Source organism: Nibribacter koreensis (assembly GCF_039541795.1).
Lineage (GTDB): Bacteria > Bacteroidota > Bacteroidia > Cytophagales > Hymenobacteraceae > Nibribacter > Nibribacter koreensis.
This window is the reverse complement of sequence record NZ_BAABGX010000003.1, coordinates 641,862-660,989: the sequence shown is the minus strand read 5'-3', so window position 1 is coordinate 660,989 and position 19,128 is coordinate 641,862. Positions and strand designations below refer to the sequence as shown.

20 protein-coding genes are annotated in these 19,128 nt (G+C 50.4%); 6 read left to right on the top strand and 14 right to left on the bottom strand.

The features are described from left to right. Window positions 1-317: 317 nt before the first annotated feature. Window positions 318-737: a YtxH domain-containing protein gene (locus ABD880_RS18180; RefSeq protein WP_345169387.1), complete on the bottom strand. Its 420-nt coding sequence runs from the start codon at window positions 735-737 to the stop codon at window positions 318-320. A gap of 120 nt (window positions 738-857) precedes the next feature. Beyond that, window positions 858-1,136, bottom strand: coding sequence for a YtxH domain-containing protein (locus ABD880_RS18175; RefSeq protein ID WP_345169384.1), 279 nt, complete (start codon window positions 1,134-1,136; stop codon window positions 858-860). 241 nt (window positions 1,137-1,377) lie between these two features. On the opposite strand from ABD880_RS18175, the gene ABD880_RS18170 reads away from it, so the two are divergent. Together ABD880_RS18170 and ABD880_RS18165 are read left to right on the top strand one after the other, a co-directional pair. Beyond that, complete coding sequence (locus ABD880_RS18170; RefSeq protein ID WP_345169381.1) at window positions 1,378-1,623, top strand: Kazal-type serine protease inhibitor family protein; 246 nt, start codon at window positions 1,378-1,380, stop codon at window positions 1,621-1,623. Window positions 1,624-1,630: 7 nt separating this feature from the next. Beyond that, window positions 1,631-1,999: a cupin domain-containing protein gene (locus ABD880_RS18165; RefSeq protein ID WP_345169378.1), complete on the top strand. Its 369-nt coding sequence runs from the start codon at window positions 1,631-1,633 to the stop codon at window positions 1,997-1,999. 364 nt (window positions 2,000-2,363) lie between these two features. Here ABD880_RS18165 and ABD880_RS18160 read toward each other — a convergent pair whose 3' ends face one another. From ABD880_RS18160 to ABD880_RS18120, 9 genes are all read right to left on the bottom strand, one after another. Then, window positions 2,364-3,203 carry an enoyl-ACP reductase FabI gene (locus ABD880_RS18160; protein WP_345169375.1) on the bottom strand — a complete coding sequence of 280 codons (840 nt, stop codon included), beginning with the start codon at window positions 3,201-3,203 and terminating at the stop codon, window positions 2,364-2,366. A gap of 117 nt (window positions 3,204-3,320) precedes the next feature. Then, window positions 3,321-4,985, bottom strand: a complete 1,665-nt coding sequence (gene recN, locus ABD880_RS18155) for a DNA repair protein RecN (RefSeq protein ID WP_345169372.1) — start codon at window positions 4,983-4,985, stop codon at window positions 3,321-3,323. Window positions 4,986-5,108: 123 nt separating this feature from the next. Next, the gene (locus ABD880_RS18150) at window positions 5,109-5,339 is read right to left on the bottom strand and encodes a hypothetical protein (protein ID WP_345169369.1); all 231 of its coding nucleotides are present in this window, start codon (window positions 5,337-5,339) and stop codon (window positions 5,109-5,111) included. A gap of 43 nt (window positions 5,340-5,382) precedes the next feature. Then, window positions 5,383-6,291 (bottom strand): type IX secretion system protein PorD, encoded by a 909-nt coding sequence (gene porD, locus ABD880_RS18145; RefSeq protein ID WP_345169367.1) that lies wholly within the window; start codon window positions 6,289-6,291, stop codon window positions 5,383-5,385. After that, window positions 6,282-6,914: a phosphopantothenoylcysteine decarboxylase domain-containing protein gene (locus tag ABD880_RS18140; RefSeq protein WP_345169364.1), complete on the bottom strand. Its 633-nt coding sequence runs from the start codon at window positions 6,912-6,914 to the stop codon at window positions 6,282-6,284. Before ABD880_RS18140 ends, porD begins: the two co-directional genes overlap by 10 nt. Window positions 6,915-6,927: 13 nt before the next feature. Continuing rightward, window positions 6,928-7,488 carry a flavoprotein gene (locus tag ABD880_RS18135; RefSeq protein ID WP_345169361.1) on the bottom strand — a complete coding sequence of 187 codons (561 nt, stop codon included), beginning with the start codon at window positions 7,486-7,488 and terminating at the stop codon, window positions 6,928-6,930. A gap of 15 nt (window positions 7,489-7,503) precedes the next feature. Next, on the bottom strand, window positions 7,504-7,833 hold the full coding sequence (locus ABD880_RS18130) for a DNA-directed RNA polymerase subunit omega (protein WP_345169358.1): 330 nt from the start codon (window positions 7,831-7,833) through the stop codon (window positions 7,504-7,506). 31 nt (window positions 7,834-7,864) lie between these two features. After that, complete coding sequence (locus ABD880_RS18125) at window positions 7,865-8,725, bottom strand: outer membrane protein assembly factor BamD (RefSeq protein ID WP_345169356.1); 861 nt, start codon at window positions 8,723-8,725, stop codon at window positions 7,865-7,867. Window positions 8,726-8,798: 73 nt separating this feature from the next. Then, complete coding sequence (locus ABD880_RS18120; RefSeq protein ID WP_345169355.1) at window positions 8,799-10,400, bottom strand: OstA-like protein; 1,602 nt, start codon at window positions 10,398-10,400, stop codon at window positions 8,799-8,801. 182 nt (window positions 10,401-10,582) lie between these two features. Here ABD880_RS18120 and tilS point away from each other — a divergent pair, with 182 nt between their 5' ends. The 4 genes from tilS (at window position 10,583) to ABD880_RS18100 (ending at window position 15,148) form a co-directional block, all read left to right on the top strand. After that, window positions 10,583-11,914: a tRNA lysidine(34) synthetase TilS gene (gene tilS / locus ABD880_RS18115; protein ID WP_345169352.1), complete on the top strand. Its 1,332-nt coding sequence runs from the start codon at window positions 10,583-10,585 to the stop codon at window positions 11,912-11,914. A 506-nt stretch (window positions 11,915-12,420) separates the two neighbouring features. Further along, window positions 12,421-13,359: a malate dehydrogenase gene (mdh, locus tag ABD880_RS18110; protein ID WP_345169349.1), complete on the top strand. Its 939-nt coding sequence runs from the start codon at window positions 12,421-12,423 to the stop codon at window positions 13,357-13,359. A gap of 321 nt (window positions 13,360-13,680) precedes the next feature. Further along, window positions 13,681-14,151, top strand: a complete 471-nt coding sequence (locus ABD880_RS18105; protein ID WP_345169346.1) for an NfeD family protein — start codon at window positions 13,681-13,683, stop codon at window positions 14,149-14,151. Between the two features lie 94 nt (window positions 14,152-14,245). Continuing rightward, on the top strand, window positions 14,246-15,148 hold the full coding sequence (locus tag ABD880_RS18100; RefSeq protein WP_345169344.1) for an SPFH domain-containing protein: 903 nt from the start codon (window positions 14,246-14,248) through the stop codon (window positions 15,146-15,148). Between the two features lie 145 nt (window positions 15,149-15,293). On the opposite strand, the gene ABD880_RS18095 is transcribed toward ABD880_RS18100, so the two are convergent. Genes ABD880_RS18095 through mutL form a run of 3 tightly spaced genes read right to left on the bottom strand, consistent with a single transcriptional unit; the run spans window position 15,294 to window position 18,871 of the window. Next, complete coding sequence (locus ABD880_RS18095; protein ID WP_345169341.1) at window positions 15,294-16,220, bottom strand: rhomboid family intramembrane serine protease; 927 nt, start codon at window positions 16,218-16,220, stop codon at window positions 15,294-15,296. Between the two features lie 3 nt (window positions 16,221-16,223). Next, window positions 16,224-17,006 carry a rhomboid family intramembrane serine protease gene (locus ABD880_RS18090; RefSeq protein ID WP_345169338.1) on the bottom strand — a complete coding sequence of 261 codons (783 nt, stop codon included), beginning with the start codon at window positions 17,004-17,006 and terminating at the stop codon, window positions 16,224-16,226. Between the two features lie 23 nt (window positions 17,007-17,029). Then, a complete protein-coding gene (mutL, locus tag ABD880_RS18085) occupies window positions 17,030-18,871 on the bottom strand; it encodes a DNA mismatch repair endonuclease MutL (RefSeq protein ID WP_345169336.1) in 1,842 nt (613 codons plus the stop codon). Window positions 18,872-19,128: the final 257 nt, after the last annotated feature.

Genomic DNA, 19,128 nt, shown 5'->3' with positions numbered 1-19,128 from the left:
CCTCTTTTCTAGAAAACAGGCCAAAAATGAAAAGCCTGTAAAAGCGAAAAGCCTTCCCCGTCTGGGAAGGCTTTCCATATTGATTAAATAACGTAAGGCTACTTTTGGATGTGACTTTCGTCTTGTTCCCTAAGCGCTTCTTGTATCCCTTAAAAAAAGAATTCCTAAATCGGACTTAAACTTTTAAGTTTCAACAAAAAGTGACTAGCTCAGTTCTACTTCATCGCTTTCGCTTTTTATTTATTTAATCAATCATATCTACCTTCTTTAACGGCTTTACAGACCCTAAGGTTACAAAACCGCCAAAGAATTTGAGACTAGGAAGCAGTATTGGCACCGCCGCCCATGGTCTTAGCACCTTTGCCGGTAGCCTTGGCACCAGACGGAGTAGCTTCACCGGCTGCTTCAATGTTACCACCGGTTGGGTTGTTTGCCAGGTGTGATGTGGCTTTGGTATTAGAACCTGTGTTGGTCACGTCTGCGTCACCAGAACTGCCTTTCACTTTGTTCAACAGAGAGCCTGCGCTTGTGCCTACGCTAGAGCTTAGGGTCTGCAATTGCTCCATACCAGCCTGGAGTTTAGTCTCCAGGTCTTTGCCTAGTTTAGAGGCAGATTTCTTTAGGTTACCGCGGGTAGCTTCACCAGTTTCTGGGGCCATTAAGATACCAGCAATCACACCGGCACTTGCACCCGCCAACATAGCCAGAAGAATTTTTCCGTTATTGTCCTTTTTCATGAGTTCTACTTTTTATACTTGATGTTCTGATTATAACAAACAGCACCCAAAAGCACTGTTTCAAGCTTAACGGGAATACGCAGATTTGGTTATATAGGCTATTCCCTTTGCTTGAGAGTCTTAGGCTTGGTCAGCGGTCTTGCCGGTGTTGGCATCTGCGCCTACAGCCATGGAATTCTGGTCATCACCGCTGCCGTTCAGCATGCTGGCCAGGCCATTGAATTTTTCCATGTAGGCTGCTACCTGGCCGTTGAAGTTTTCAGCCACCTGGCCGGCAATTTTCATAAGACCGTCTCTAGAGTCTTTACCCGTGCTTGGGGCCATCAATAAACCAGCAACTACGCCAGCCGCTGCACCTGCCGCCGCCGCAATAAGAATTTTTGAGCTATCGTTTTTCATAGTATATAGAAAGATGTATTGTGACTGTTTTTTTTAACCGAGGCTTCTTTACGCCAAAACGATTAAGGAGTTTACCTTGATATAAAAAGCTATAAATATATTATAACTTATATATTTAATTCAGTACGTATATATACGATGTCAGGTTAACGTTTTAGGCCTGTTTTCTGAAAATTAGCCTAAAAACGATTACTTAGCCGTTTCTAAAAAAAGGCGTATACCCACACCATAAACCTATGTTATGAAAAAGAGACTTTCGTACCTGTTCCCCCTGGCCGCCATCTTACTTGCCCAAGGCTGTCAGCAAGCCCCAGACAGCACCTGCATTGACCCCACCAAAATAAGAACGGACATGGCCTGCACCATGCAGTATGATCCCGTATGTGGTTGCGACGGCAAAACGTACGGCAATGCCTGCACTGCCACCAACGCGGGCGTCACCTCCTTTACCAAAGGCGAATGTGCCACCAAAGGCACCGCCCAATAACTGATTTATGGAAAACAAGAAATACGTATTGCAGACTGCTCCTTTTAAAGTGCCCACCACAGACGGCAAGTTGATAGAGGAGCATTTTGGCTTAGCCAGCACCAAGACCAGCGCCTTTAGCGTGGCGCACATGGTAGCCCCTCCCCATTGGAGTGAGCCCCACCAAACCCCAGCCTTTGACGAGGTCACCATTGTCCTACGCGGTAAAAAACAGATTGAGATAGACGGCGAGGTGATAGAACTAAGAGCCGGCCAGACCTTGCTCATCAAAGCGGGCGCCCGCATACGCTACGCCAATCCCTATGACGAAGAATGCGAATACTGGTCTGTCTGTGTGCCTGCCTTTGACATGAATACCGTCAACCGTGAGGAGTAGTTAATTTGAAGAATTGGAGATTTGAAAATATGAAGCTGTCCATGGCGCAAGGATGCCCATGAGTCTGCACGCATTGAGGATTTGGAATGCATTCTCCCCTTCCTCCTCCATAGAGGACTTGACGTGGAATGCGTGAGAGACGAAGCAGTGCCGGTTCTCTACAGTATCTGCGTTATCAACTTTCCAGTGCAGCTCCCTTATCCTACCCTTCTTCCTCTGGGAGAAGAAGCTTTTGCTAATTCGTTTTCGGGCTGATTTTCAGGAAACAGGCCAAAAACAGAAAGGCCGCTCTTAGCTAAGAGCGGCCTTTTCGTTTTATAGAGAAAGAGGCATTTTCACATCTCCTCATTTTCAAATCTTCAAATTATGAACCTTGCTCTTGTGAGGCAGCTTTGGCTTCCATTAGGCCTACCACGTCTTCAGAGATGCCCATGCTGGAGAACCCGCCGTCGTGCATCAGGTTTTGCATGGTTACCAGTTTGGTGAAGTCAGAGAACAGAGACACGCAGTAGCTAGCGCAGGCCTCGGCAGAAGCATTGCCCAGCGGCGACATCTTGTCTGCATAGTCAAAGAAGGCGTCAAAGCCGCCAACGCCGGTACCAGCCGTGGTTTTGGTGGGTGACTGAGAGATGGTGTTCACGCGCACTTTTTTCAATCTACCAAAGCGGTGGCCATAGCTACGGGCAATAGACTCCAGCATGGCCTTAGCCTGTGCCATGTCTGTGTAGTCTGGGAATACACGCTGGGCGGCAATGTAGCTAAGTGCAACAATAGAACCCCACTCATTCATTGCATCCAGTTTCTCAGCTACGTGCATCACCTTATGGAAAGACAAGGCAGACACGTCAATGCTCTTCATGAACCACTCATAGTTCAGGTCGCCGTACGGACGGTTCTTTCTGATGTTAGGGCTCATGCCAATGGAGTGCAGCACGAAGTCAATCTTACCGCCTAGAATCTCCTGCGCCTGCGTGAACAGGTTGGTCAAGTCTTCTACCGAGGTAGCGTCTGCCGGTACAATCTGGGAACCAGTGGCCTCGGCTAGTTTATTGATTTCGCCCATGCGCATGGCCAGCGGCGCGTTTGACAAGACAAACTGTGCACCTTCTTCATGCGCCAGTTGCGCCACTTTCCAAGCAATTGATTTCTCGTCCAGCGCCCCGAAGATGATTCCGCGCTTCCCTTTCAGTAAGTTGTATGACATAAACTTGTTATTTTTCTGAGTTGAAAGGCCCTCCCAAAGAAGGCCAAGGCAAATATGAAAAAAAAACCGGCAGCTTCCGCACCGGTTTTCCAATTTCTATTCTATCTAAACGTAAGATTAACTGGCGGCACTGATCGCCAATAGCTCCTTAGCACTTTGAAAGGCATTCTCAGATGGATTAGCCCCCGAAATCATCTGGGCAATCTCCTTCACGCGCTCTTCATGGCTCAACTGTCTGATGCGTGAAATGGTACGGTCAGCGCGGTCTTCTTTGTAGACAAAGTAATGCGTGTCTCCCTGCGCGGCCATCTGCGGCAAGTGCGAGATACAAATCAACTGGTGCTTATGAGACATCTGTTGCATCATGCGGCCCACCTTCACGGCAATCTCACCCGAGATACCGGTGTCAATCTCGTCAAAGATGATGGTGGGCAAAGCGGTTTTATCAGCTAGCAGATATTTTACGCAGAGCATTAACCTTGAGAACTCTCCCCCTGAGGCTGCTTTGCTCAAGGTCTGCGGCGCGGCGCCTTTGTTGGCACTGAACAGGATGTTTACTACGTCAATACCCGTCGGGCTAGGCGCCGAAGTCTTATGCTCCACTACTACCCGGGCGTTCGGCATGCCTAGTTCAAACAACAGGCTGTGCAGTTCGTTCTGGAAAGTATCAAACACGCCGGTTCTGCTTTGGGATAATGCTTGGGCGCGCTCCTCTACTTCGGCTAGGGCTTCATCTAAGGCTTTTCTGGTTTTAGAGATGGCGGCATCCAAGTTATGAACGCTTCCAACTTTGGTCTCCAACTCTGCCTGAATGACCAAGATTTCTTCAATGGTTTTGACCTGGTGTTTGCGCTGAAGCGTGTAAATTAAATCCAGACGCTCTTGCAATTGCTCGGCGCGTTGCGGATCTGCCTCGGTTTTGCGTTCGGCGTCCTCCAACTCCCCAGAGATGTCTACCAGTTCAATAAGACAACTGTCCAAGCGCTCTTTCAAGGTCTGGAAGTTCTCGCCGTACTCGGTTACCTGGCCCAGCAAATGGCTGGCGTCCTTCAAGGCAATAGAGGCATTGAACTCAGACTCAGAAAGGTATTGCAGGGCTTGGGTCAGCTTCAGTTTTATCTCTTCGGCGTGCTCCAGTTGCTTGAGCTCTACCTCATGGCTTTCCTGCTCATCGGCTACCAGATTGGCCTCTGCAAGTTCATTCAGCAGATAGGTATTATAGTCTAATTCTTTCTCTGACTGGGCCAACTGGGCTTCCAGGTCCTTAAACTCGCGCTCTAGTTTGCGGTAGTTTCTGTAAGCGGTGCCGTACTCATTGCGCAGGTCTTCGTTCTGGGCATACAAATCCAAGATGTTCAACTGGTAGGCGGGGTCACCTAGCAAGAGCGTATCATGCTGGGAGTGAATGTCCATGAGCTGTTCACCAATTTTACGGATGGTTTCCAGGGTCACGGGCGTGTCATTCACAAACGCGCGGGACTTGCCCGACGGACTGATTTCACGGCGCAGAATGCTTACCGGCTCAAAGTCCAGGTCTTCTTCTTCAAAGAAGGGTTCTAGTTTGTACTCATAGATGTTGAAAGAACCTTCAATCACGCACTTCTCATCCTGGTTGAACAGCAATTTGGAGTCGGCACGGTTGCCCAGCAACAGGCCTATGGCGCCCAGCATAATGGATTTACCCGCGCCAGTCTCGCCGGTAATGATGTTCAGAAGCGGCGAAGGCTGGAGTTCCAGCTTTTCAATGAGGGCGTAATTCTTTATCTTAAGATCTACCAGCATAAGGAAGATGTACCGTGGTCAAGAATGAATGTTGAGTGGAAGGATGAATTTTTCCAGACTGCTAATTTACCTAGCATTTTGCTAATCTAAAAGGAATTGGGCGTCTGGTTTTAAGAGTAGTCGCTAATACTCTGCCACCAAGTCCAGCACTACCTCCTCTACGTCCAGCAGGGGTAAATGGTGAACGTGATGCCGGCCATCCTGGAGAAAAAGCACGCCTTGCTCCATGCGCTGCAGCCTACCGGTTAACACTTGGCCGTGGCGTAAAATCACCTGCACAATGTGCCCTACAAGCAAAGGCATTTCATGCTCAATGTCTTTCTGGAAGAAAAATCTACGTTGCCGCTTACCCATGACTGTTTTTGAGGAGTTTTACCGAAAATAGGCTAAAAACGAATTATCGCTGCAAGAGGCCGTCATACTTAGGCCGGTTGGTGGGATCAATCTGCGTGAGCAACTCATACGCCTGTTGTTTCTGGGCCGGAGTTGCCGTGTTGAAGGCGTTGGCTAACTCAGTGGACTTGGCCTCAAAGAATGACCGGATGGCCGCCGCACCAGGACGCAACTGGCCCACGCGTTGAATGCCGCGCAAGGCTTCCAGAATGTTCTGTCTGGCCTTCTCTGGGTCAGAAGCCATCAAGTCCAGGCCCTGACGGTGGTAGATATACAAGGCCGCCCTGAAAGGCTCAAACTGCGGGTCCTGCAAGTTGTTCAATAACCAATAGCGGTTGCGGGTATCATCTGTAGACGTCCAGCCCCCAAAGCCGCCGCCAGAAGAGTTGACCAGGTTTAAAATATTATTCGCCTCTGTGAAAGCGCCGGCCCCGCCCAAACGGGCAAACGAGTCATTGTCCATGCCAATGATGGAATAGGCATAGAAGGAAAGCAGAGCCGTTAAGGGAGAGGTGTAGGTGTTGGGTGCAAACTGCAAAGGCTGTGCCTGGTTGTACTCAAAGGTAAACTTGGTGTCTACAAAAGAGAGCACCGTGGTTTCATAGCCGGTACCGTACGTTGGCCGGCTGGAGATGATCTGGGCGTTGGCTTCAAAGAAGCCTATGCGAGGCATGGCCCTTAAGGTGATGAACAGCTTACAGCGTATGCGCTCATCATTCTGGTAAGTGTCATTGGTCCAGCGGGTGTTGTTCATGACCTCAGAGATGGCGTTTTGCATCTCCTGGAAGACCTGCCTGTCCGTGGCCTGCACCTGGTCACTGTTCACTACTACCTCACAGCGTAATTCCTGTGCCATTCCCGCCAGAGGCAAGAACAGGCAAAGCACGCTAATCCAGAAGCTTGTTATACGCATGCCATTTCAGATTTTATAGATGCTACTATGTCTTGGGCTACCTCTTCCTTGTTTTTAAGGTCGTAGACTTCTACGGTTTCTGGCTTGACAATGGTGATTTTATTGGTGTCATGTTTAAAACCGGCACCCGGGTCTTTCAAGGAGTTCAAGACGACCATGTTCAGGTTCTTCTTGGCCAGTTTAAGACGGGCATTTGCCAATTCATCATCAGTTTCTAAGGCAAAACCCACCGTGAACTGGTCTGGCCGTTTCTGCTTGCCCAAGGTAGCCGCTATATCAACGTTCTTTACTAACTCAATGGTAAACGTATCTTCATTTTTTTTGATTTTGGAACCAGCTATTTCTTTTGGCCGGTAATCTGCCACCGCCGCAGAGAATACCCAAATGTCAGACTGCTCTGCGTATTTTTGGCAGGCTTCAAACATCTGGTCGGCGGTCATGACGTTAGTTACTTGTACCAAAGGATGGTCCAGCTTCAAGGAAGTAGGGCCCGAGATTAACTGCACTTCTGCGCCTTGCTCGGCAAAACAGCGTGCCAGGGCAAAGCCCATCTTACCCGTGGAATGGTTGCCAATAAAGCGTACCGGGTCAATGGGCTCATAGGTGGGGCCCGCCGTAATCATGACTTTTTTGCCGCTAAACAAATTCACGGGGCGTAAAGTGTTGGGTTAAAACGTCCAGAATCTCCTCAGGCTCGGCCAGTCTCCCCTGCCCTATCAGGCCGCTGGCCAACTCACCGTAACCAGCTTCAATAATGTGGTTGCCATAAGAGCGCAACAGCCTGAAATTCTCCTGGGTGGCCGGGTGCTGGTACATGTCCAGATCCATGGCCGGAGCCACAAACACCGGACAGCGCGCCGAAAGATACGTGGCGGTCAAGAGGTTGTCACAGAGCCCCCGCGCAAACTTGGCCACCGAATTGGCACTGGCGGGCGCTACCACAAAAGCATCGGCCCAAAGGCCCAGTTCCACGTGGTTGTGCCATAAGCCTGAACCGTCTGCCTTGATAAACTCAGACAAGACCGGTCGCTTGGACAGCGTGGCCAGGGTGACGGGGGTTATAAAAGCAGAAGCAGAAGTAGTCAGGATGACCTGTACTTCTGCTTCTGCTTTTATGAGTAAGCGTATGAGAGATGCCGCTTTATAGGCCGCAATACTCCCACAAACCCCCAATAGAATTTTCTTATGCCGAAGCATATCTAGCGCGAGCTCTTAAAGCGCTGAAGAAGTTTCAGTTTCTTCGTCGGCGAAGCGGTAGTACACTTTGCCTTCAATGAATTCTTCAATGGCCATGTTGGTTGGCTTAGGCATGCGCTCATAGTATTTAGAGATTTCAATCTGCTCGCGGTTCTCAAATACTTCTTCCAGGTTGTCAACCGTGGTGGCAAACTCGGCAAGTTTAGAGTTCAACTCCTCCTTTACTTTTACCGCAATCTGGTTGGCACGCTTAGAGATGATAGAGATGGATTGGTACACGTTACCGGTCTCTACGGCCAGGTCAGAAATGTTACGCGTTACAATGGATGCAGGAACTTGTGCCATATATCTAGAATATAAGTAGTTACTAATTGAATTATTGTTGGGTGGTAGTGGCTGTGGCAGCCGCCGCCTGTGATGCGTTCAGTTTCTCTATGGCCTTGCGGGCGTTGTCATAGAAGCCTTCAGCAGTACGTAAATATTTACTGTTTGGGTAAGTATCTACAAAGTTCTCATAGAACGCAATTACCTCTTGGTAGCGTTCCTTTTGTTTGCTTTCAATACTCTGCTCTGCGTAGCTGTGCTGGGCATCTATGCGCAAAGCGGCCGCCTCTTCACTAAACTTAGAAGAAGGATAGTCTCTTCTAAAATTAGCCAGGGCAATCACCGCCGACTGATAATACTGCGGATTGTACTTGGTGAGCTTGTAATATAGCTTGGCGTTGTCAAAGGCCTTGAACTCTACCTTTGAGGACAGTTCAGTGTACAGCTTATTGGCTTCGTCTTTAAAGGTACTGGTTGGGTAGCGGCGCAAAAAGTCTTGGATGGCCGTTAATGCTTTGGCGGTGTTGGACTGGTCTAAATCTTCATTAGGCGATTCAGCGGCCAGGGAACGCACGTTCATGAACGCAGCCTCTTCTACCAACTGGCTTTTAGGGAACGTAGACCCAAACTGAATAAAATGGAAGGAACTCTCTAAGTACAGTTGCTGGTGGTACTTGGTGTAGGCGTACAAGAAATTGGCTTTCTCATACTCAGAGCGGCCTTTTAACAAAGGCAACAGTTCGCCTAAAAGCACCCCGGCCTTCTCATATTCCTTCTCTTCATAGTACTTGAGCGCGCCCGCGTACCGTAGGTCCACGTCATCGCTCTTCATCAATTTCTGAAAATTACTACAAGAACTCAGCAGGACGACTGCCAGCAAAATGGTCAAAAAAGGGAAAAGGCGTTGGGTCATAAGCGCGCAAAAATAACTAAAATCTTTTATATCTAATAGAACGTCTTTTCTGAGGCATTCAGTATTTAGGCGTTTAACCTATTATTCGGCCGGCAGGGGCTTTTTTACGCTTGGGTGCCGGAGCCTTCTTTTTGGGTTTGGCAACTGGTTTAGGCTTGGCCGGCGCACGTTTGGCCAACACTTTGGCCCTGGTGGGCTTCTGCTCCTCCAGCCAAACAAAGCCTGTCAGGCGCTTGTCTGGCTCTGCTAACTCATGCGGCGGAATCAATTTTGCCTCTGGGTCTGTGATGAACGTGATGGATTCTACCTGCCCGTTCTGGAAAAGCATGCGCATGTCACTGCACACGGCGCGGTTCATGCCGGTCACCAGCGTGTCTCCCTGCAAGGCAAAGTAAATACTCTCTCCGTTGCCATTCACGTCTATGCGGCGCAGCCTGCCATCCAGAAAATGGCCCAGCATCTTGCGGCCCTTCACTTGGTTATAATTATTGAGCGTATCCTCAGAAATGGCAAAGGTATTCCCAAAGAGGCGCATCTGGTGCAATGTATTGTTAGCCAACTGCAACTCCACGCTGTCTGCCGTCAACTGACTCTTGTTGGCCCACAACTTGGGATTGCCACTCATGTAAATGGTAGAGTCATTGAGGTTATAGGTCACAGAGTCACACAAGCCCTGCAAGTCTGACTTAAAGATGCGCACCCCGTAATACGCGTACAACACGCCTTTCTTGGTTTTATCTGCCACGCTCTCTACTGAGTACAGCGTGTCCGCGGACAGGTACATGGTGTCCTGTTTCATGATGTTGCGCATCACGGGACTGCCGTACACCTTTGACTTACCCTGCGCGCGCCAGTATTTGGCCACCTCGCCGGTAATGACGGTGTTGTTCTTGAACGAGGTCATGGACACTTTCTGGGTGGCCGTGAAGTACTCGCGCTGTTTGTCATAGGTCAGGACTTCGCCTTTAATCAAATACTCTGGCGTCTTGATGCTGGCCCCTCCCCTGAAGTTAGACTCACGGGTCACCGTGTTATAAGTACCGCGAGTGGCGTACAAGGTGCCATCCGGAGATTTGACCGTGGTAGGCCCAAAGAACTCCACAATCTTAGAGACGGTGTTGTAGCTCATGGTGTCACTCTGCACCTCAGAGCCTTTGGTCACCAGCACAATGTTTCGTTTAAAGGAAAGCGTCTTGGATTCTGTTTGGTAGGCGCCAATCTGGCTTTTGATGGTATAATCCACGCCCACAATGTTGCCGGTCTCTGTATAGTAAGCGCGTTTGGCGTCCAGGTTATAATCTAAAGAGGGCGTAGTAAGCGTCATTTTTTGGTCTTGCAGGACTACGCCGCCGCGCATGTTGGCAATGCGCTTGGTGCCGTCATAGCTGGCCGTGGCGCTGGTGGCCGTCATGGCTTCCTGCACAATGCGCACGTTACTAAACACTTCCAGGCGGTTGGCGTCGTCCTCGTACTGGTAGGCAGAGTCGGCGGTGAGGGTGGTGGTGCCCTGTTTCATGACCACGTTGCCCAGCAGACGGCGCACATCCTGCCCGTTGTACTTACCCTTCTGGAGCGTATTCGCCGACACCTGCACGGGCTGCCCGCCCTGCGCGAAGGCACCCACCACAGTTATCAGGGAAATTAGCGAAGCAAAAACTACCTTTGTGAACGTCATCAATGAATTCTAATTCAAGCAAAATTACTAAGAACGGGCGTATAAATCGTTTTTGTGTTAGAAAAAGGTACAGAACCCCTACCAGCTTAGCTTTTTGAAAGCTTATAAGGTATAAACTCACCTGCTTTTAACACTTCTTTTACGTTTACGCGCTTGGTCTCAACACCTATTCTCTAATACGAATGCTTCCAAAAGTTATACAATACATCCAGGACCATCAGCTGGCCACCGAGGAAACTAAAATACTAGTAGCCGTGAGCGGCGGGCTGGACTCTGTGGTACTGGCAGACTTACTGCACCGCGCCAAGTACAACATCGCCATCCTGCACTGCAACTTCGGGCTGCGCGGCGAAGAGTCTGACGCCGATGAGCTGTTTGTGCGCAAACTAGCCAAATCTTATGAGGCGCCTTTCTATAGCGAGCAGTTCCAGACCGAGGCCTTTGCCGAGCAGGAAGGCGTATCCATCCAGATGGCGGCCCGCACCCTGCGTTATACCTGGTTTGAGCAGATGCGCCAACAATTGGGCTACGACGTCATTGCCACTGCCCATCATCAGTCAGACGCCTTGGAGACCGTGTTGATGAACCTGGTGCGCGGCACTGGCTTAGCAGGCTTGCACGGCATCTTGCCTAAGAACGGTCACATCATCCGTCCCCTGCTAGGTTTCCCCAAAGACGATTTGTATGACTGGCTGGTGGCTAAACGCCTGGCTTGGCGCGAAGACTCCAGCAACGAAAGCCTCAAATACTCCCGCAACCTATTGCGCCATGAGGTGATTCCGGTGCTCAAGCAACTAAACCCCAATCTGGATGAGACCTTCACCCAAACCTTGGAACGCCTGCAAGGTGCCGAGAAAGTGTTTTTGGCCTCTTTTCTGGAAATGAAGGCAAAAACGCAACGTGAGGAGAACGGCGCCACCTACCTGCGTATTGCCCCGCTGCAGGCAAGCCCCGCCCCGGCCGTGCTTCTGCATGAATTCCTTAAGCCCTTCCACTTCTCTTATGCCCAGACGCAGGAGATTGTCGGCGCGTTTGAGGCCCAGGCCGGCAAGACCTTCACGTCACTGTCGCACACGCTAGTAAAAGACCGCGAGGACCTGGTCATCACCGCCAAAAACCTGGCTCATTACGGCAGCATCACCATCCCGGAGGAGACTACTAAAATCAGCTTCGGGCCATACACGGCGCATTTCACCCGTAAACCCAAGCCCGAGGATTATAGAATTCCCAAAGGCAAAGACCACACCGCCCTGGATGCGGCCCTCGTTAAATTCCCGCTCAAACTGCGCGTCTGGAAACAAGGCGACTGGTTCATTCCCCTAGGCATGAACGGCAAGAAGAAAGTAAGCGACCTGCTCATTGATAAGAAAGTGCCTACCAATTTGAAGCAGGACGTTTGGGTGCTGGTCTCTGATGCCTCCCTCGCCTGGGTCATCGGCCAACAGCTAGACAATAGGTTTAAAGTCACCGCAGATACTGAGGAGGTGTTGGAGATTAAGATTACCCGAAATTGATTGCTGATTGTTAATTGCTGATTGTTGCTCAGAAGAGACTCTTGCAAAACGCAGATTCTCCCCTTGAGGATTACCCAAACGAGAGTTTGAGGCAGCGAGCGTAGCTTTTTAGAGGGGTGTATACAAAAGGAGAGAAATCTACAATGCGTTTAAGAAAAGGCAGTGCCTGGTCTCTACAGAATTTACGCATATCGTCCCCCTTTGAAGGGGGTAGGGGGATGACCTATAAGTTGAAGAAGTTACCCTCGGCCAAAGAGCATCTACCGTTGAAACTACAAGCAGCGACAAATTCCTCTACACGAGCAATCATCCCCCTACCCCCTTCAAAGGGGGACAATACGCGTCAAAGACAACTCCGTTTTCAGCCTATTTTCCAGAAAACAGCCCAAAAACGACAACCAACAATGGGCAATCAACAATTAACAACCAATTCCTTTTCTACCTAACGGACATTTGTCTAATTTTACCCACATCATAGTATAACCGTCTAACCAAACATAAATAGAATGAAAGTAACCGTTGTTGGAGCTGGAAACGTGGGCGCTACGTGCGCAGACGTATTGGCTTACCGCGAAATCGCCAATGAAGTAGTGTTAGTGGATATCAAAGAAGGTTTTGCCGAAGGCAAGGCGCTGGATATCTGGCAGAAATCCCCTATCAACCTGTATGACACCCGCACCGTGGGCGTTACCAATGATTACACCCGCACGGCCAATTCAGACGTGGTAGTGATTACTTCTGGTTTGCCCCGCAAGCCCGGCATGACCCGTGACGATTTGATTAGCACCAACGCGGGCATTGTACGTTCTGTCACAGAAAACATCATCAAGCACTCGCCAGAGGCCATCATCATTGTGGTGTCTAACCCACTAGACGTTATGACCTACGCGGCGCACTTGACTTCTAAATTGCCTCGCACCAAAGTGATGGGTATGGCCGGTATTCTGGATACGGCTCGTTACCGCGCTTTCTTAGCCGAAGAGTTGAACGTGTCTCCAAAAGACATTCAGGCGGTATTGATGGGTGGCCACGGCGATACCATGGTTCCGCTTCCAAGATACACTACCGTTGGTGGTATCCCGGTAACCGAACTGATTGACCCAACTAAATTAGACGCCATTGTTGACCGCACCAAGAACGGTGGTGGTGAGTTGGTGAAACTGATGGGTACGTCTGCCTGGTACGCGCCAGGTTCTGCCGCCGCGCAGATGGTAGAAGCCATTGTACGTGACCAGAAGCGTGTATTCCCGGTTTGTATCAAGCTAGAAGGTGAATACGGCATCACTGGCACCTACCTGGGCGTACCAGTTATCCTTGGTAAAAACGGCGTTGAGAAGGTAATTGAACTTCAGTTGAACGAAGAAGAGATGGCCCTATTGAAAGCCTCTGAGAAAGCGGTACGTGAAGTGATGGACGTTCTGGACAACATGCCAGCTACCGCCTAAGGATCCGCTTCTTTTATAATATTGAAAAGCCCGGCCCATAAGGTCGGGCTTTTTATTTGGCCCGTTTTTAGCCTCATTTCCAGAAAACAGGCCAAAAACGATGCAGGGGATAATCATGGTCGAGCAGAACGGCTGCCTTATACCTAAGCCTGCCAGGAAACAAACTCCACCCTCAGCCCCTACCTATTTGGTGTGCATAAAACGTTGGCTCCGGCCTTGGGTCAATGCAATACGGCCATACAAATCCTACCTACCAAACCCCGTCATCGCCTTGCAAAGCCGCTTTAAATTTTGTATATTACTGACATAAAATTTAAAACAATGGATATTTCTCTTTGGTGGTTATGGTTTGTGGCCGGCATTCTGCTTATAGTAGGTGAAATGTTCACGGTCAGTTTTTATCTGCTCTGGTTAGGAATTGCGGCCATGGTGGCAGCCGTGTTTGCCTACTTCTTTCCGGAGACCTACTGGCTTCCGCCGTTGGCGGCCAGCATTACCGGCCTGATGCTCATTTTCTTCACTAAACCGCTTACTGCCCGCATGCGCCAAGCCAAAGGCTTCAAGGATCCGGCCCAGTCCATGACCAACCGCCTGGGCGAAGTGGTGGAACCCGTCACCCCTACCCGTCTGGGCATTGTCAAAGTAGGCAATGACATGTGGTCGGCTAGTGCGCAGGAGACATTGTATCCTGGTCAGCAGGTGGTGGTCATCAGTCAGAGCAGTACGGTTTTGCAGGTCCAGCCGCTGGTAGAAAATGCGCAGGACAGACCTCGGCAGGAGTCTGTGTGGTAGGTTCCTGATTAGCACCGCTTATACTTCAAATTCTATTTAAAGGCAAACGCCTATCCTTTTGGCGCTGCCTCTCACTCTACACCCTTTAAAAACTATGACTACTTCTCTCATCATTCTGGCCGCCGTCATCATCTTGATGGCCATGTCCATCCGGATCATTCAGCAACAGCGCGTAGCTGTGGTGGAGCGGTTGGGTAAGTTTCAGCGCCTCATGCACCCAGGCTTGAACCTGTTCATCCCAATTGTGGACCGCGTGCGCGTGTACCATGACCTGCGCATCCAGCAGACCAACGTACCGCCGCAAAGCGTGATTACCCGTGACAACGTGCAGGTGCTCATTGACACCATCGTGTTCTACCAGGTGGTAGGCCCAGAGCAGGCCACGTACGGCATCTTTGACTACGTGCTGGGCGTGCGCAACATCACCACGGCCACCATGCGCCAGATCATCGGTAACCTGGAGCTGGACGAGACCCTGTCTGGACGTGAGCGCATCTCTGCGGAGATTAGAACTGCCCTGGATGAGGCCACTGAGAAGTGGGGCGTGCGCATTGAGCGCGTGGAGGTGATTGACATTAAACCGCCGTTGGACATCCAGGAGGCCATGGACAAGCAGATGAAAGCTGAGCGTAACCGTCGTGCCATCATCCTAGAAGCCGAAGCCGCCAAACAAGACATGATCTTACGCGCCGAAGGGGACAAAACCAGTAAAATCCTTCGGGCAGAAGGGGACCGTGCTTCTGTGGAACTCCAGGCCCTGGGTGAGGCTCGCGCCATCTCAGACGTAGCCGAAGCCGAGAAAAGACGCATCCAACTCTTGATTGAAGGCGGCCTGGACGAGCGTGTCTTGACGTACAAGTCTTTTGAGGCCTTGGAGAAAATTGCCATGGGCCCTGCCAACAAAATCTTCATTCCTACCACAGCGGTGGAAACCATGGGGAGCATTGGCGCCATCGGGGAGATGTTGAAGCACTCCGGCACCGTAGGCAAAGCATAACCCGTTTTTGGCCTGATTCCACGAAAACAGCCTAAAAACTGCCCATCCATAAAAGCAGAAGCCCCGCCGAAAATCATCAGCGGGGCTTCTGCTTTTGTAAACTTATTCAAAAGAAACAATTGACAATCAGCAATTAACAATCAACCTACTTCTGGCTGGCTCTGAACAACTTTTGCTTTTCTTCCTTGGTCAGGCTCTCATATCCTGATCTGGAGATCTTGTCTAGAATGAGGTTGATTTCGTCCTCGCTGGGCGTCCCATTGAACGTAACAGAGCCTGGGCTAGTAGAAGTGTTGGCAGAAGAAGGTGAGGCAAATGGTCGGTTTGGATTCTTATAGGCTACTTTCAAAGGGCTTCGGCGCGCGAAGAGGCCTCTAAAGAAGTCCAGGACGGATTGTACCGGTCTGCCTAAGTCTGAACCGCTCTGCAGTTGTTTGATGTACAGGAAGCCTAACAAGGCACCGCCTAAGTGAGCAATGTTACCACCCGCATTTCCGCCGGTGGCGCCAGAGATGGATAAAAGCACCATCACCGCGGCAATGTACTTAATACGTATGGGCCCGAACAACAGCAGGTTAAAGGTGTAGTTGGGCAACAGCGTAGCTGCGGCCACCATGATGGCAATCACACTGCCAGAGGCGCCCATCATGAAGGAGTTGTCGGCGCGTACCTGCAGGTAGGGAATGGTATTGTAGGTCAACAGATAGAAAAATCCGCCGGCCAAACCGCCTAATATGTACAGGTTCACCAGCTTTTTGTCACCCAGATACTCCCGTATAAGCATACCAAACCAGTACAGGTTGAGCATGTTAAAGATGATGTGCAGAAACTCTAAGTGCGTAAAGAAATAGGTGATGAGGGTCCAGGGCCGCCATATGAAAATCCCCAGATTGGAGGAGATGCTCAAAAAGGTCATGAGATAGGCAAACGTACCCCCAGAACCGCTTATGGTCATGATGGTGCGCAAAATCACCAGCACCGCAAACACTACTATGTTAATGGCAATGAGCTGGTGCAAGGCGTTGTTCCCCCTACTAAACGAGGAACGGATATCGTCAAAAATGCTGGTCATAGTTTAGTAAAAGGTGGTACGGTTGCGTTGCCACAGTTTAAGCAGGATAAACGCGAAGAGCATTCCGCCCAAGTGCGCAAAGTGTGCTACGTTATCACCGGGCGCGCGTTGCACGCCAGCGTATAACTCATAGGCCCCATACAGGAATACGAAATACTTGGCCTTGATGGGAATAGGAAAAAACAACAACATCAACTCCGTGTTCGGGAAGAGCATACCAAAAGCCATCAATATCCCGAATACTGCCCCGGAAGCCCCCAGCATAGGGCTGTCCAGGGTACGCTGGAACAACTGTTGCACGGTTTGCTTCGCCTCAGCAATCATGGCCACGTTGTCTGGGTTGCGCTTGAGTTGCAGGATAAAGTCTACGTTGTAGTTGTTGCCTACTAAACTGTCTAAAATCTTGCGCAGGTCCACTGGGTCTGGGTTCTGCATAAAGGCCACCACCATTTCTTGTATCTGGCTGATCTCAACGTACCGCACCACCGAGTAAAGCAAACTGGCCCCAATACCGGTCACCAGATAGAAGATAGTGAAGCGCTTGGCACCCCAGTAATGCTCCAACATCGGCCCGAAGAAAAACAAACTCAACATGTTACTGAATAAGTGCATCACACTGCCGTGCAGGAACATGTGCGTGAGGACTTGGTACACCTGGAAATATTCTGAGCGGATATCATGGAGCGCAAAGTTCTGAAACACATAGACTTCAGCGGCTCTGCTCCCAAAGAATATGATAACATTCAGGATGAGCAAATTACGCACCACCGGGGTGATAGGAGGCATATTTTATTGGTTAAGGTCTACTCTTATTTAAGGAACAAGTCTTGCAGTTGTTCCATCTGTAAAATCACCAGCGTCTTTTGGCCACTTGGCGTGTAATTAGGCACCTGGCAGGCAAATAATTGGTCCACCAAGGCATTCATTTCCTGGTCAGACAAGCGGCCGGTTAATCTGGAAGACACGCGTTTGGCCATGGCCCGCGCCAGGTTCTCCTGCCGGTCTACCTTTAACGAGGAAAGGTTGTTCTTATATTGTTCCAGCAGGCCCTCAATCAGTTCCCGCTCATCGCGCAGTGGTACCTCTGCCGGGATGCCGTTCACCACAATGGTGTTCTGCCCAAACTCACTGAACACAAAGCCCAACGCGTTGAACTCCTCAGCGAGCTCCATGATCAGGGAATAATCTGCTGGCGAGAGGTGCACCGTCTGTGGGAACAGCAACTGCTGTGAAGCCCCGCTCCGCTTGCCCAAGGCCTGGCTGTATTTCTCAAACAGGATGCGCTCCTGCGCCGCCTGCTGGTCTACCATCATCAAGCCGCTCTTCACCTGCACCATCAAATACTTTTGATGTAGTTGTAAAGTTTTAGAGCCGCCCATCACGCTCACAGAAACCGATGGATTGTCCTCTTCTATAAACAGTCGGTTCTCCGGTTGGTTTTCGGTTCTGGAGATTTCCCTAAGGGCCGCCGGTTTGAAAAAGCTTTCGTCCCGGTCGCCCATGGTGGCTTTGCTGGCATACGTGGTAGGCCTAGGCGCGGGCGCCGAAGAAGCGCTAGGTGCCTTGGCCGGCGAGGTGTCAAAATCCATGGAGGCCGGAAACTTCATGGGTTGTAATGGAATGTAGTTCACATCGGCACCGAAATCTAAAGAGGGAGCAATGTTATGCAGGCCCAGGCTTTGCTTGACGGCGGCGCGCACAATGGCGTATACCGTTTTCTCGTCCTCAAACTTAATCTCCGTTTTGGTGGGATGCACGTTGATGTCTATCGTTTCTGGCGCAATTTCCAGGAACAAGACGTAAAACGGAAAACTGTCCTTAGGCAGTAGACCCTCAAAGGCCGTCAAGACCGCGTGGTTCAGGTACTGGCTTTTGATGTAGCGGTTGTTCACGAAGAAGAACTGCTCACCGCGGCTTTTCTTGGCGTACTCGGGCTTGCCAATGTAGCCGCGTACGGTCAGAAACGGCGTAGTCTCCTCACAAGAGGCCATCTGCTCTTTGTACTCGCGGCCAAAGATGCTCACAATGCGCTGGCTTAGCTTTCCGGCGGGCAGGTTCATCACCTCTACCTCGTTCTGGTACAGCGTAAAGGCAATCTCGGGGTTGGCCAAGGCCACCCGCTGGAATTCGTCCAGGATATGGCGCATCTCCACGGGATTGCTTTTCAGGAAGTTGCGGCGGGCGGGCACGTTAAAGAATAGGTTCTTCACGCTGATGATGGTGCCTTCAGACATGGCTACGGGCTCCTGCTTGAGCACCTCGTTGGCTTCAATGTTCAGGCAGGTGCCCAGCTCTGTGCCGCGGGCGCGGGTTTTCATCTCTACCTGGGCCACTGCCGCAATGGACGCCATGGCCTCTCCCCTAAAGCCCATCGTCCTGATTCTGAAAAGGTCCTCAGTAGTCTTAATCTTAGAGGTGGCGTGGCGCTCAAAGCACATGCGGGCATCGGTCTCGGTCATGCCCAGCCCGTCGTCCACCACTTGTATGAGTTGCTTGCCCGCGTCCTTTATTATTAACTGCACAGAAGTAGCCTGCGCATCTACGCTATTCTCCAACAACTCCTTCACCACCGAGGCCGGCCGTTGCACTACCTCGCCGGCGGCAATCTGGTTGGCTAAGTGCTCGGGTAATAAACGAATGATATCTGCCATACAAAATCCCTGCGTAGTTCTATTGGCCTGTCTAAGCAGGCCGTAATGAGCGCTTTAGCTCAGCATTTTTGAAGTTTATGCCGCGCAAAAGCGAATTTTTGAGTAATATTACCAGCTCAACTCGCGATACCGGTACGCCGTACCTTTGTTCTCGCTTCGCTCTTCTGCTTCTAACGTCTTGGCGGCCCCTTGGGCGTCACGTTCCATAGCAAGAAGGGCGTTGTCATTAGAAGGGCGGCTTAAACAAATAGCGTTTT